General features: G+C 70.4%; 10 protein-coding genes and 2 pseudogenes. 5 read left to right on the forward strand and 7 right to left on the reverse strand.

Features of this window, described 5'->3' with window-relative positions:
* Positions 1-103: 103 nt before the first annotated feature.
* A pseudogene (locus ACIQHQ_RS33275) lies at positions 104-313 on the reverse strand (citrate/2-methylcitrate synthase); the annotation flags it as partial.
* A gap of 1 nt (position 314) precedes the next feature.
* Here ACIQHQ_RS33275 and ACIQHQ_RS33280 point away from each other — a divergent pair.
* The 4 genes and pseudogenes from ACIQHQ_RS33280 to ACIQHQ_RS33295 all read left to right on the forward strand — a co-directional run.
* A pseudogene (locus ACIQHQ_RS33280) lies at positions 315-897 on the forward strand (citrate/2-methylcitrate synthase); the annotation flags it as partial.
* A gap of 53 nt (positions 898-950) precedes the next feature.
* Positions 951-1895 (forward strand): sucrase ferredoxin, encoded by a 945-nt coding sequence (locus tag ACIQHQ_RS33285; RefSeq protein WP_402619265.1) that lies wholly within the window; start codon positions 951-953, stop codon positions 1893-1895.
* A 165-nt stretch (positions 1896-2060) separates the two neighbouring features.
* A complete protein-coding gene (locus ACIQHQ_RS33290; protein ID WP_402619268.1) occupies positions 2061-3740 on the forward strand; it encodes an ATP-binding protein in 1680 nt (559 codons plus the stop codon).
* Positions 3740-4420 carry a response regulator gene (locus tag ACIQHQ_RS33295; protein ID WP_402619479.1) on the forward strand — a complete coding sequence of 227 codons (681 nt, stop codon included), beginning with the start codon at positions 3740-3742 and terminating at the stop codon, positions 4418-4420. The genes ACIQHQ_RS33290 and ACIQHQ_RS33295 overlap by 1 nt, the downstream gene beginning before the upstream one ends.
* Before the next feature lie 72 nt (positions 4421-4492).
* Here ACIQHQ_RS33295 and ACIQHQ_RS33300 read toward each other — a convergent pair whose 3' ends face one another.
* The 3 genes from ACIQHQ_RS33300 to ACIQHQ_RS33310 form a co-directional block, all read right to left on the reverse strand.
* Positions 4493-6085, reverse strand: a complete 1593-nt coding sequence (locus ACIQHQ_RS33300) for a cation acetate symporter (protein ID WP_402619271.1) — start codon at positions 6083-6085, stop codon at positions 4493-4495.
* Positions 6082-6642 (reverse strand): DUF485 domain-containing protein, encoded by a 561-nt coding sequence (locus ACIQHQ_RS33305; RefSeq protein ID WP_402619273.1) that lies wholly within the window; start codon positions 6640-6642, stop codon positions 6082-6084. The genes ACIQHQ_RS33300 and ACIQHQ_RS33305 overlap by 4 nt, the downstream gene beginning before the upstream one ends.
* Before the next feature lie 300 nt (positions 6643-6942).
* Positions 6943-9066 carry a type IIA DNA topoisomerase subunit B gene (locus ACIQHQ_RS33310; RefSeq protein WP_402619276.1) on the reverse strand — a complete coding sequence of 708 codons (2124 nt, stop codon included), beginning with the start codon at positions 9064-9066 and terminating at the stop codon, positions 6943-6945.
* 442 nt (positions 9067-9508) lie between these two features.
* Between ACIQHQ_RS33310 and ACIQHQ_RS33315 the strand changes: the two genes are divergently transcribed.
* Positions 9509-9736: a hypothetical protein gene (locus tag ACIQHQ_RS33315; protein ID WP_352115672.1), complete on the forward strand. Its 228-nt coding sequence runs from the start codon at positions 9509-9511 to the stop codon at positions 9734-9736.
* A 121-nt stretch (positions 9737-9857) separates the two neighbouring features.
* On the opposite strand, the gene ACIQHQ_RS33320 is transcribed toward ACIQHQ_RS33315, so the two are convergent.
* The 3 genes from ACIQHQ_RS33320 to ACIQHQ_RS33330 form a co-directional block, all read right to left on the reverse strand.
* Positions 9858-10706, reverse strand: coding sequence for a S1 family serine peptidase (locus ACIQHQ_RS33320; RefSeq protein ID WP_402619280.1), 849 nt, complete (start codon positions 10704-10706; stop codon positions 9858-9860).
* A 137-nt stretch (positions 10707-10843) separates the two neighbouring features.
* Positions 10844-12385, reverse strand: a complete 1542-nt coding sequence (locus tag ACIQHQ_RS33325) for an RNA polymerase sigma factor (RefSeq protein ID WP_402619283.1) — start codon at positions 12383-12385, stop codon at positions 10844-10846.
* Between the two features lie 426 nt (positions 12386-12811).
* On the reverse strand, positions 12812-13699 hold the full coding sequence (locus tag ACIQHQ_RS33330) for a FadR/GntR family transcriptional regulator (RefSeq protein WP_402619286.1): 888 nt from the start codon (positions 13697-13699) through the stop codon (positions 12812-12814).
* Positions 13700-13847 lie beyond the last annotated feature (148 nt).

Here is a 13847-nt window from a genome sequence, read left to right on the forward strand (position 1 = left end):
CGGCCGGACGTCGAAGGCCCGGTACCTTTCACTGCCGGGCCTTCTCACGTTCCCACGACGCCTTCGCTGCCTTCGCTGCCTTCGCTGCCTTCGCTGCCTTCGCTCAGGCGGGTACCGGCGCCGGTGCCTCCGGACCCACGTACCGCGCCACCGGCCATGTGATCTTCGTGTCCTCCGCCTGCTCCAGGATGTTGGTGCTCCAGCGCACCGCCCGGGCGGCGGCGAAGGTCGGGGTGAACATCTCGCGGGGCAGGCCGCAGAGTTCCATGACCACGCCCGCGTAGTACTCCACGTCGGCGTGCAGTTCCCGGCCGGACACCGCCCCCGCCGTCCTGGTCGATCACGACCTGGCCGCCTCCACACTCGCGGTGCGCGTCGCCGCGTCGGCCCGTGCCCACGCCTACGCGGCGGTCTCCGTCGGGCTCGGCGTGATCGAGGGCCCGCTGCACGGCGCGGCCGGCGGGCTCGCCCACCGGCTGCTGCAGGACGTCCTCGACCAGGGCGACGCGGCATCCGTGATCGCGGGCGAACTGCGCGCCGGCCGCCGCATCCCGGGCCTCGACCACCGGCTCTACCCCGGCGAGGACCCACGCGCGCGTGCCCTGTTCGCTCTCCTGGAACAGATCCCGCGCGCGGGACCCGCCCTCCTGGAGGCGCGTGACATCGTCGAGACCGCCGCTCGCCACACCCGCCTGCACGCCAACGGGGACCTGGCGCTCGCCGTCCTCACCGCGTCCTAGCGGCATGGCCCCGGCCGCGGGCGAGACGATCTTCGCCGTGGCCCGGACGGCGGACTGGATCGCCCACGCGCTGGAGGAGTACGGCGAACGCCCGCTGCGGATGCGGCCGAGCGGTCTCAACGCAGGTTCGAAGCCGCCTCAGCCACTGCCGGAGTAGAGCAGGGCGGGGCCGAAAGTCGCTGCGGCCGAAGTCAGGTTAGGCTCACCTCTGTGAGTACGTGCTCAAGCGTCTCCCGGGACACCGACGAGCCCGTTTCGGGAACCGCCGCCACCGCGAGGACCTGGCTGTTGCTGGAACAGCCCGGTCCGTGGGGTGCCAGGGCGCTCACTTCGAGCCATCTGGACCCCGCTCTGGGGCGCGCCCTGGAGGCGGCCGCGAAGGACACGGGCGTCCGTATCGCGCTCATCCGCCGCCCCGGGCGCCACGCGGACCGCCGCATGCCCGCCACCCGCCGGGTGTACGCCGCCCACGTGGTCCCGGGCAACGTGTGGCTGCGCAGCGCCTCGACGTCGGACCCCGCCGAACTGCTCGATCTCGACTTCGCCGCACTCGGCCGGGGCGACTACCGCATCTTCGACGCGCGGCTCGGCGGCCGGGCCCACGACGGCGATCCGCTCGCCCTCGTCTGCACCAACGGCAAGCGCGACCGCTGTTGCGCCCTCCTCGGCCGGCCCCTCGCGGCCGAGCTGGCGACGTCCGGAGTCGAGGGCGTCTGGGAGGTCACCCATCTGGGTGGTCACCGCTTCTCCCCGACGGCGCTCGTGCTGCCGTACGGATACGCCTACGGCCGGGCCGAGGCGCACTCCCTCAAGGAGGTCCTGCACGGCGCGCGCGAAGGGCGGATCGTCGTGGAGGGCTGCCGGGGCAGTTCGGCCTGGGAACGGCCCGGTCAGGCGGCCGAACTGGCCGTGCGCACCGTGACCGGCGAGTACACAGCCGAGGCCCTGAGCGTCGTCCGGACCGCCGGCGCGGGATCCGGCTGGGAAGTGACCGTCGCCCATGCCGACGGTCGCCGCTGGCAGGTCGACGTGGCCCAGGGCGCGGCACACCCGCCCCGCCCGGAGAGCTGCGGGGCGTCAGTCCTGGGCTCACCGGCGCGGATGGACGTGGTGGCGGTGCGCGAGGTGAGGATGACGACGGCGCTGGCGGGCTGACCATCCGGCTGCCTCTTCGGGCGGCGCGCACCATCCGGCACGGACGCCTCGCCCGGTGTCGTCGCCGCCGCTCCGGACATTGATCACGCCGGTGCGGACATTGATCTGGAGATCCACGCCACACCCGTCTACGGCAGCCTGCCGGCCGCACGTACCGTCTTGGGTATGAGCCCCACTCCCCCCGCACGCCGCCTGCGCCTCGGCCTGCCCCGGCGGGTGTTCTCGCAGGTGCTGCTGATGCAGGTGGCGATCGCCGCGGGAGTCGCGGTCCTCGCGACCGGGCTGTTCCTCGCGCCCCTCAGCGACCAGCTGGACGACCAGGCGATGCGCCGCGCGCTCGCGATCGCGCAGACGACGGCGCAGCAGCCCGGGCTGGCGGAAGAGGTTCGGGACACTCCTCCGTTGCCGGACGGCCCGGTGCAGAAGGAGGCGGAGCGGATCAGGAAGGCCACCAAGGCCGAGTACGTCGTGGTGATGGACTGGCGGGGGGTGCGCTGGTCGCACACGGACAGCAGGCAGATCGGCGGCATCGTATCGACCGACCCCGGCCGGGTCCTGGCCGGCAAGGAGGTCATGGAGATCGACAGCGGCACCCTGGGACGCTCCGCCCGGGGCAAGGTGCCACTGCGCGACAGCGACGGCACCGTGGTCGGCGCTGTTTCGGTCGGCATCGCCTACGACAGCGTCCGGGCCCGGTTGATCCACGCGATCCCGGGGCTGTTCGCGTACGCCGGCGGGGCCCTGGCCGTGGGCGCGCTGGCCGCGTGGCTCATCTCCCGGCGGGTCCAGCGCCAGACGCGGGATTTGGCCTTCTCGGACATCGCGGCGCTCCTGTCGGAACGCGAGGCGATGCTGCACGGCATCCGGGAGGGTGTGGTCGCCCTGGACCGCACCGGCCGCATCCGCCTCGTGAACGACGAGGCACAGCGCCTGCTGGGACTCGGCGAAACCGTGGTGGGCCGTTCCCCCGACGAGGCGCTCGGCGCGGGCCGTACGGCCGATGTGCTGGCCGGACGCGTCACCGGCACGGATCTGCTCACCGTGCGTGGTCAGCGGGTGCTGGTCGCCAACCGCATGCCCACCGACGACGGCGGTGCGGTGGCCACCCTGCGCGACCGCACCGAGCTGGAGCAGCTGGGCCGTGAACTGGACTCCACCCGCGGCCTGATCGACGCCCTGCGCGCCCAGGACCACGAGCACGCCAACCGCATGCACACGCTTCTGGGCCTGCTCGAACTGGAGATGTACGACGACGCCGTCGAGTTCGTCGGCGAGGTGGTCGGTGACCACCGGGCCACCGCGGAACAGGTCACCGAGCGGATCGAGGACCCGCTGCTCGCCGCCCTGCTCGTCGGCAAGGCGACCGTCGCGGCCGAGCGGGGCGTCGCCCTGTGGGTGTCGGACCGGACCCGGCTGCCCGACCGGCTGGTCGACCCGCAGGGGCTCGTCACCGTGGTCGGGAACCTGGTGGACAACGCCCTCGACGCCGTCGCCGGCAAGCCGCACGCGCGTGTGGAGGTCGAAGTGCGCGCCGAGGGCCGTACGGCGATCCTCAGGGTGCGCGACACGGGGCCGGGGATCCCGCCGGAGCACCGGGAGTTGATCTTCACCACGGGATGGTCCACGAAGAAGCCTCCGGCCCATAGGGAGCGGGGTATCGGACTCTCCCTGGTGCGCAGGCTGGCCGAGCGGCAGGGTGGCAGCGCGACCGTCGGTGAGGCGCACGGCGGAGGCGCGGAGTTCACCGTCGTCCTGCCCGAGGCGCTGACCGAGCCGGGCCCCGGACCGGCCGCGCTGACCGTGACCGTGCCGTCAGCTCCGCAGACCGCCGAGGAGGAATCGTGATGATCGAGGTCCTGGTCGTGGACGACGACACGAGGGTGGCACGGGTCAACGCCGCCTACGTCGAGAAGGTGCCGGGCTTCCATGTGGCCGGGAAGGCCCACAGCGCCGCGGAAGCACTGAGCGTGATGGAGACGTCGCCGCGGCTGGACCTGGTGCTCCTGGACCACTATCTGCCGGACGCGACGGGGCTGGCGGTCGTCCAGGAGATGCGGCGGCGCGGCCACCAGGCCGACGTGATCATGGTGACGGCGGCCCGGGACGTCTCCACCGTGCAGGCGGCGATGCGGCACGGCGCGCTGCAGTACCTGGTCAAGCCGTTCGCCTTCGCCGGCCTGCGCGCCAAGCTGGAAGCCTACGCGGAGCTGCGCCGCACCCTCGACGGCGGCGGGGAGGCCGAGCAGGCCGAGGTGGACCGCATCTTCGGGGCCCTGTCGGCGTCTTCGGAACCCGACCTGCCCAAAGGGCACTCCCCCACCACCGCCGAGCTGGTCCGCCAGTCCCTGATGAGCGCGGACGGGCCGCTGTCCGCCCTGGAGATCGCCGAGCGGACCGGAGTGAGCCGCCAGACCGCGCAGCGCTATCTGAAGCTCCTGGAACGCACAGGGCGGGCCAGACTGACCCTCAAGTACGGCGACGCCGGCCGCCCGGAACACCGCTACGTCTGGGCGACCCGCGGGTAGGACGCCCGCCCGCCGGCCCCGGCGCGACCTCGAAGGCGGTGGCCGTCCCGGTCGTGGACCGAAGGCACCGGCCTACGCCGCTCCCGCCCCGGTCAGCGACCGCACCTCGGTCTCCGCGTACGTGGCCTCGTCCGGGACCTCCTTCGAGGTGACGGTGCCCAGCCAGCCCGCGAGGAAGCCGAGCGGGATGGAGATCAGGCCCGGGTTCTGCAGGGGGAAGTACTGGAGGTCGATGCCCGGGAAGAGCGAGTCGGGGCTGCCCGAGACCACCGGAGACAGCACCACGAGGACCACGGCCGGGACCAGACCGCCGTAGACGGCCCACACGGCGCCCCGCGTGGTGAAAGCGCGCCAGAACAGGGAGTACAGCAGCACCGGCAGGTTCGCCGACGCGGCGACGGCGAAGGCCAGACCCACCAGGAACGCCACGTTGAGATCCCGAGCCAGCAGGCCCAGCGCGATCGCCACCGCACCGACCCCGACGGCCGCCATGCGGGCCACGGCCACCTCGCTGCGTGGCTTCCCGCCCCGGCGCCGCAGGGACGCGTACAGGTCGTGGGCCACGGACGCCGAGGACGCGAGCGTGATGCCGGCGACCACCGCGAGAATCGTGGCGAAGGCGACCGCGGCGACGATCGCGAAGAGGACCGTCCCCCCGGTGGATCCCGCCCCACCACCCAGATCGAGCGCCAGCAGCGGAACCGCCGTGTTCCCCGCCGCGTTCGACCCTCGTATCGCGTCCGGCCCCAGGATGGCGGCCGCACCGAACCCGAGCACGATCGTCATCAGATAGAAGCCACCGATGAGCCCGACGGCCCAGACGACCGACCTGCGGGCTGCGCGCGCGGTGGGCACGGTGTAGAAGCGGGACAGGATGTGCGGCAGCCCGGCCGTACCCAGTACCAGGGCCAGCCCCAGACTGATGAAGTCGAAACGGGCGGTCCAGTCCCCGCCGTACTTCAGCCCGGGCGCCAGGAACGCCTCCCCGTGCCCGCTCCGCTGGGCCGCCGTGAGCAGCAGCCGGTCCACGTCGCCGTGGAAGCGCAGCAGGACGAGCACCGTCAGCGCGGCGGTGCCGCCCAGCAGCAGGACGGCCTTGACGATCTGGATCCAGGTAGTCGCCCGCATCCCACCCAACGAGACGTAGATCACCATGAGCGCGCCGACCCCGATGACCGTCCAGGCGCGCGCCGCGTCGCTCGTGCCTCCGAGCAGCAACGCCACCAGACTGCCCGCGCCGACCATCTGCGCCACCAGATACAGAACGGACACGGTGACCGAGGACGTCCCCGCCGCGATCCGCACCGGCCGCTCCCTCATCCGCGCCGCCACGACATCGGCGAGCGTGAACCGTCCGCAGTTGCGGACCAGTTCGGCGACCAGGAACAGCACCACCAGCCACGCCACGAGGAAGCCGACGGCATACAGCAGCCCGTCGTAGCCGAACAGCGCGATGAGCCCGGTGACCCCGAGGAAGGAGGCGGCCGACATGTAGTCGCCCGCGATGGCAAAACCATTCTCCATGGGTGAGAAGAGCCGCCCACCCGCGTAGAACTCCTCCGCCGAACCACGCCGGTTGCGGCTGACCCATGTCGTGATCCCCAGCGTGACCGCGACGAACACGCTGAAGAGCAGCAGCGCCAGCGTCTGGTGTTCCTCCGTCACGACCCACCCCCGTTCACGCCACGCGTCAGCTCCTGTGTGTCCCACCGCAGTTCGAGCGCCGCGCGGTCCCTGCGCAGCCGCGCGTGCCGTGCGTATGCCCAGGTGAGCAGGAACGTGGACAGGAACTGCCCGAGCCCCGCGACCATCGCGACGTTCACCGCTCCCGCCACGGGCCGCGCCATCAGCTCCGGCACTGTCGTGGCAGCCACGACGTAGCCCACGTACCAGGCGAAGAAGGCCGCGAACGCCGGCACCACGAACCTCCGGTATCGCCTCCTCACCTCCTGGAAGGCCGCACTGCGCTGCACTTCCAGATAGACATCGGCCGCTGCGGCCCCCGTCTCGCCCTCCGTCCGCGCCCACGGAACCACCGCCGGGACGGGTACCCCGGCATCGGCCGACTCGCCCCAGCCGGAGGCGAGGGCGTCGTACCAGGGATCCTCGTACCTCGGCTGTCCGGGCTCCTCGGCTTGGACCGGGTCATGACCGTCGAGAGGTTCGGCCCAACTCTCCTGACCGGCCCCGCCGCCGCGGGTACGGCCCTTGCTTGGCTGCATGCCCAAGGATGGACAGAACGGGAAGGCCCCCGGCTCTTCTTCCCCCCGCTCTTCACCCCATCAGGTGACTGACCCGCTGGTGGCCGCACACGTCCCGTCGCGTGGGCGTAACGCACCGCCTGTGCACGGTCCTTGGGCCCGGCCCTCTCAAGAGGATGTCGATGTGGGTCTCCGGAACGACGTCCGGGCGAGCAGTGCCGCCGGCCGGTCGCCTGCGGCGCCGGACGCGTACCGGACCGTTACGGGGGCGGCCGGGGCGCACACGCCCCGGCCGCCCCCGACCACAGTCTGCCGGGCCGGTTACGCGTCGATCCGCGACCGGTCGAGCGTCGCCGCCGAGTTGGAGATGAACTCCTTGCGCGGCGCCACGTCATTGCCCATCAGCAGGTCGAAGACCTGCTCGGCCGCTTCCAGATCGGACAGGTTGATCCGGCGCAGGGTGCGGTGGCGCGGGTCCATCGTCGTCTCGGCCAGCTGGTCGGCGTCCATCTCGCCGAGACCCTTGTAGCGCTGGATCGAGTCCTTGTAGCGGATGCCCTTGCTCTGGAACTCCATAAGCGTGTCGCGCAGTTCACGGTCCGAGTACGTGTAGACGTACTTGTCCTGGCCCTTCTTCGGCTGGACGATCTCGATGCGGTGCAGCGGAGGCACCGCAGCGAAGACCCGGCCCGCCTCGACCATCGGCCGCATGTAGCGGTGGAACAGCGTCAGCAGCAGGGTGCGGATGTGCGAGCCGTCGACGTCGGCGTCGGTCATCATGATGATCTTGCCGTAGCGGGCGGTGTCGATGTCGAAGGTCCGACCCGAGCCGGCTCCTATGACCTGGATGATCGCGCCGCACTCGGCGTTCTTCAGCATGTCCGTCACGGACGACTTCTGCACGTTGAGGATCTTGCCGCGGATCGGCAGCAGCGCCTGGAACTCTGAGTTCCGGGCGAGCTTGGCCGTGCCCAGCGCGGAGTCGCCCTCGACGATGAACAGCTCGCTGCGGTCGACGTCGTCGCTGCGGCAGTCGGCGAGCTTGGCGGGCAGCGAGGACGACTCCAGGGCCGTCTTGCGGCGCTGCGCGTCCTTGTGCTGCCGGGCGGCGATGCGCGTACGGGCCGCGGCGACGGCCTTCTCCATGACGACGCGGGCCTGCTGGGCGGCGTCCCGCTTCGTGGACGTCAGGAACGCCTTGAGTTCCTTCGTGACCACGTTGTTCACGATGCGGCGGGCCGCCGAGGTCCCGAGGACCTCCTTGGTCTGGCCCTCGAACTGCGGCTCGGCGAGACGCACGGTGACCACCGCGGTCAGGCCCTCCAGGGCGTCGTCCTTGACGATGTCGTCCTCGGCGACGCGCAGCATCTTCTTGGCGCGCAGCACCTCGTTCATCGTCTTGGCGACGGCCTGCTCGAAGCCCGCGACGTGGGTGCCGCCCTTGGGCGTGGCGATGATGTTGACGAACGACCGGAGCGTCGTGTCGTAGCCCGTCCCCCAGCGCAGCGCGACGTCGACGCCGAGCTCGCGGGTGACCTCGGTGGGCGTCATCTGGCCGTGGTCGTCCAGGACGGGGACGGTCTCCTTGAAGGTGCCCTGGCCGGAGAAGCGGAGGACGTCGCAGACCGGCTTGTCGTTCGCCAGGTACTCGCAGAACTCGCTGATCCCGCCATCGAAGCGGAAGGACTCCTCGCCCTTGCTGCCGCCCTCGCCGAGCCCGTACTCGTCGCGCACGACGATGGTCAGGCCGGGCACCAGGAACGCGGTCTGGCGGGCACGCTGGTGCAGCGTGTCCAGGTTGAGCTTGGCGTCCTTGAGGAAGATCTGCCGATCGGCCCAGTACCGCACGCGTGTGCCGGTGCGGTTCTTCGGGATCTTCCTGGCCTTGCGCAGGCCGCTCTTGGCCTCGAACTTGGCCTCCGGGCCGTTTCCGGCGAAGGCGCCGGGGACACCACGCCGGAAGCTGATGGCGTGAGTGTGCCCGTTCCGGTCCACCTCGACGTCGAGTCGGGCGGACAGGGCGTTCACCACGGAGGCGCCGACGCCGTGCAGACCGCCGGAGGCGGCATAGGAGCCGCCTCCGAACTTGCCGCCGGCGTGCAGTTTGGTCATGACGACCTCGACACCGGAGAGACCGGTCTTGGGCTCGACGTCGATCGGGATGCCCCGGCCGTTGTCCCGGACCTCGACCGAGCCGTCGTCGTGGAGGATCACCTCGATGTGGTCGCAGTACCCGCCCAGGGCCTCGTCGACGGAATTGTCGATGATCTCCCAGACGCAGTGCATCAAGCCACGGCTGTCGGTCGACCCGATGTACATACCCGGGCGCTTGCGTACGGCCTCGAGCCCCTCGAGGACGAGCAGGTGCCGCGCGGTGTAGTTGGAACCGTCCCGGTCTGCTCCCGCCAGCAGAGCTGTGGACGGCACGGACGTCTCGGCGGTCACGCGGTTCGCTCCTCGCTGAATTTCAGATGGGGCCCTCATGGGTAAGGGCGCGGCTTCAGTCACCGGTGAGAGGGTACCGAGGCCTGGTAGAGCCGTTGTAACGCCACCCTCGCCGGAAACTCACACTAGTCCAGACTCGCATGTACGTTCGATCCCTCGATGGAGTGAAGTACACATCACGTTCCCTTCCAGGCATGAACCATTTAGGCTCCGGGCACGTCCTCATGAACAACCGGCAACCCAGCCGGGAGGACCGACCACCGATACGACGCGAAGCCCCGTAAGACACATAGACACGCAATACGGCACATTCGCCGCCAACCGGCAGCAGACAGCCGCCTCGCAAAGATTCTTTCGAGGAAAAGCCACGAGCGGGAACGTTTTGGGGCTGGTTGGATGTTGACCCTGGTACGACAGCTCGTCGAGCTAGAGAAGAGGCGACGTGACTACTGTTCTGACCCCCGCGAGCCCGCTGACGGCCGCTGATCGCTGCGACCGCTGCGGCGCCCAGGCGTACCTGCGCGTCGTCCTGGTCAGCGGCGGCGAACTGCTCTTCTGCGCCCACCACGGTCGCAAGTTCGAGCCGGAACTCAAGAAGATCGCCGCTGAGATACAGGACGAGACGGAGCGGCTCACGTCCGCTCCCGCGACCGCCGAAGAAGAGCGCTGACACCTCGCGTCCGACGACGAGCCAGCCCGGCACAGGCCGGTGAACGGGCGGTTGCCTCTGGTCACCAGAGGCAACCGCCCGTCCTCGTCCCCCACGTCGGCACCAGGCTCCGCCGGACGCCTCACCTGCCTTCCGAGGCCCGTGTCCAGCCGAGCGTCCGCACGATGTGTGCCACTCGCGTGTACACCCCGGGGTTGCCGGCCCGGCCGCAGCCGATCCCCCAGGACACGAGCCCGATCAACCGCCCCTGGGCGACCAGCGGACCGCCGCTGTCCCCCTGACAGGCGTCCCGGCCCCCCTCGATCTCCCCGGCGCACAGCATGCCGACGGCGTCGTAGGTGCCGTAGGCACCGCCCGGATACGCCTCCTCACACAGAGCGTCGGAAAGTACACGCACACGTGCCGCGCGCAGACCGCTCGGGTACTCACCGGCACCCGAGGTGTCGCCCCACCCGTACACGGTCGCGGCCCCACCCGCCGCATAGGCGGGGTCGCCGTCGGCCGCCATGGGGATGACCGAGTCGCCGGGAAGCGGTTCGGCCAGGGTGAGCACCGCGAAGTCCCCGGCGTGGCTGACACCGTCGTAGGCGGGGTTCACCCAGGTGCTGCGCACAGCGATCTCCACGCCTTCGGTGCCCGTCTGCAGATCTGTGCGCCCCGCTATGACCCGGAGGTCCCGCACACGCTCCGGCGGCCCGCCGAGCACGTCCTCGTCCATACAGTGGGCCGCGGTGAGCACAGTGGTGGGCCCGACCACCGCGCCGCCGCAGAACTGCCCCGCCCGCGTACCCCCGAACCGGTCACGACTGGACAGGGCCACCGTCCACGGGCTCTGGGACGCCTCGACGGGGAAACCCCCTATGACGACGCTGTCGGCAGCCACAGGGGCACTGGAGCCCATCGACAGGGCGGGCACTGCGGCCGCCAGGGCCAGCGGCGGGACCAGAGCTCGTGCCAGTCGGCGACGCATACGCACTCCTCACTCCGTGATGTCCGTGGGACACCCAGAGTGATCCACCCCGCGGGACCCCGCACCCGCAGCGTGACGGCACCACGAAGGCCCGGCCCCCCTCGGGGAACCGGGCCTTGCGTGTCATGGGACCGCGCTCAGTCGAGGTAGTCGCGCAGCACCTGCGAACGGGACGGGTGGCGCAGCTTCGACATGGTCTTGGACTCGATCTGGCGGATCCGCTCACGCGTGACGCCGTAGACCTTGCCGATCTCGTCGAGGGTCTTCGGCTGACCGTCGGTGAGACCGAAGCGCATCGAGACGACGCCCGCCTCGCGCTCGGAAAGGGTGTCCAGGACGGAGTGCAGCTGCTCCTGCAGGAGTGTGAAGCTGACCGCGTCGGCCGGGACGACCGCCTCGGAGTCCTCGATGAGGTCACCGAACTCGCTGTCGCCGTCCTCGCCGAGCGGGGTGTGCAGCGAGATGGGCTCGCGGCCGTACTTCTGGACCTCGATGACCTTCTCCGGGGTCATGTCGAGCTCCTTGGCCAGCTCCTCCGGGGTGGGCTCGCGGCCCAGGTCCTGGAGCATCTGACGCTGCACGCGCGCGAGCTTGTTGATGACCTCGACCATGTGCACCGGGATACGGATGGTGCGGGCCTGGTCGGCCATGGCGCGGGTGATCGCCTGCCGGATCCACCAGGTGGCGTACGTGGAGAACTTGTAGCCCTTGGTGTAGTCGAACTTCTCGACCGCGCGGATCAGACCGAGGTTGCCCTCCTGGATGAGGTCCAGGAAGAGCATGCCGCGGCCGGTGTAGCGCTTGGCCAGGGAGACGACCAGACGGAGGTTGGCCTCCAGCAGGTGGTTCTTGGCACGGCGGCCGTCCTCGGCGATGATCTCCAGCTCACGCTTGAGCTTGGGAGCCAGCTTGTCGGCGTTGGCCAGCTTGTCCTCGGCGAACAGACCCGCCTCGATGCGCTTGGCGAGCTCGACCTCCTGCTCGGCGTTGAGCAGGGGGACCTTGCCGATCTGCTTGAGGTAGTCCTTGACCGGGTCGGCGGTGGCACCAGCGGCGGCGACCTGCTGCGCGGGCGCGTCGTCCTCGTCCTCGTCGGAGAGGACGAAGCCGGCGTTCTCGGGGGTGGCCTCGGGCTCCTCACCGGCCTTGCCGGGGGCAGCCTCCTCGAGCACCTCCTCCTCGATGATCTCGGCGTCGTCCTTCTTGGCGCCGGTCTTCTTGGCCGCCGTCTTCTTGGCGACGGTCTTCTTCGCGGTCGCCTTCTTGGCGGTCGTCTTCTTGGCAGCCGCCTTCTTGGCGGGCGCCTCCTCCTCGACGGCGGGCTCGGAGGCGGGTGCCGCCGGCGTGGCGGTGGCGGTGGCCTTCCGGGTGGTCACCGCCTTGGCCGCGACCGCCTTGGTGGCGGTGCGCTTGGCGGGACTCTTCGCTGCGACGCTCTTTCGGGTGCGCTTGGGTTCTGCGGCACTGACCATCAGCGTCACACCCTCTTCCTCGAGGATCTGGTTGAGGCTGCGCAGTACGTTCTTCCACTGAGTGGCCGGAATCTGGTCAGCTTCGAAGGCCCGACGCACGTCATCGCCGGCGATCTGCCCCTCAGCCTTTCCCTGCTCAATGAGCGCCATGACAGAGACGGACTCGGCGATCTCCGGCGGGAGCGTACGGGATGTGCTGGCCGACACGAACAACCTCTCGGAACGTTGGAAAACGGCTTCCGGCCCCGTCCACGGAGGACAGGAGCCGACCGCCGGCTTGGGGATGGGCCGACGGCGCGGGCGGGGGCCGGGAAGATGCACAGCGCCGTGAACGGCGTCCGTATTCCCTCCGCGGCTGTCACCTCTTAGGTCATCGCGTTCTTCCCGCGAGCGTTACGCCCAATCCGCGTGGCCCGAGTCACACCCCGTAAGCGAACAAAAAAGGTCAGACACTAACAGACGTGGGCATACGTGGTGGTGATCCGGTCGTCTCGCCGGGCCCTGCCCCCTTCGCGCCGTCGGACCCCGCGGGATCACGAGGATCCCACGGGGTCCGACGGGAGGCGGATCACCGAACAGGCACTGCCACAGGAGGGGGGTGGCCACCCGGCCGCGCCGCCCGCGGAACGGGTTTCAGTGCTCGCGCGGCGCGGGCACGACCCGTTCCACCTCGGGGTGGACCATGAGAAGTTGGCGCATGGCCGCCTCGGCCGCCCCTCCGTCGCCGGTGGCGAGGGCGTCACAGATGCGGCCGTGATGCGCCAGCGAGGCCTCGTTCGGCCGGTCACAGCCCGTGACCGGGTTGCCCGAGACCTGAAGGGCCGCGGACACGATCCCGGAGAGATGCTCCAGCATGCGGTTGCCCGCGACCTGGATGAGGAGCGAGTGGAACTCGGAATCGGCGCGGGAGAAGGTGAGCGCATCACCCTGGGCCATGGCGTGTCCCATGATCTCCACCATGTCCGCCAAACGCTGCTGGACGTCCTCGCGCCCGTGCCCGGCGGCGAGGCGGGCGGCGAGCGGCTCGATCGTCCACCGCAGCTCGCTCAGCTCGCGGCGCTGGTCGTCGCGCTGCGGCCCGAAGGCCCGCCACTCGATGATGTCCGGATCGAGGAGGTTCCAGTCACTGACGGGGCGCACGCGCGTGCCGACGTTCGGGCGGGCGCTCACCAGGCCCTTGGCCTCCAGGACGCGGAGCGACTCGCGGACGACGGTGCGGGAGACCTCGAAACGCTGGCCGATCTCCTCGGGCACCAGCGGGCGGTCGGCGCCCAGGTCGCCGGAGACGATCATCTGACCCAGCTGCTGGACGAGTTGGCCGTGCAGCCCCCGCCCACGGCTGCCCGCGGCGCGTCGGCCCACACGGCCCAGCTCGGGATCCGCGCCCTCCCAGGCAGGAATCCCGACGCGGTCGACGGCGGGCGCCTCGGCGTACGGGTAGCGGTTGAGTTCGCCCGGGCTCGTGAGGCCGGAGTCAGCGGAGCGGGCGGCGGTCATCATGGTGTGCGCAAGGGTACTCACGCATCCTTTGTCGGCGTCGTCTCCAACTCCCTTGAGGTCTTTGGTGAAAAGCACACGAAAGGGTGATCGCTTACCCCGTCGCAATTGACGCCTTATCGGAAAGAAATGGGCGGTCTGCGGGGAGTTGTGCGCATGGCCGGACTAAGGG

Origin of the sequence: Streptomyces sp. NPDC092370 (genome assembly GCF_044755265.1) — a bacterium.
Classification (GTDB): Bacteria; Actinomycetota; Actinomycetes; order Streptomycetales; family Streptomycetaceae; genus Streptomyces.

Coding starts and splice junctions, on each gene's coding strand:
- ACIQHQ_RS33320 (WP_402619280.1), bottom strand. CDS start 10,706: ATGCGTCGCCGACTGGCACGAGCTCTGGTCCCGCCGCTGGCCCTGGCG.
- ACIQHQ_RS33305 (WP_402619273.1), bottom strand. CDS start 6,642: ATGCAGCCAAGCAAGGGCCGTACCCGCGGCGGCGGGGCCGGTCAGGAG.
- ACIQHQ_RS33290 (WP_402619268.1), top strand. CDS start 2,061: ATGAGCCCCACTCCCCCCGCACGCCGCCTGCGCCTCGGCCTGCCCCGG.
- ACIQHQ_RS33295 (WP_402619479.1), top strand. CDS start 3,740: ATGATCGAGGTCCTGGTCGTGGACGACGACACGAGGGTGGCACGGGTC.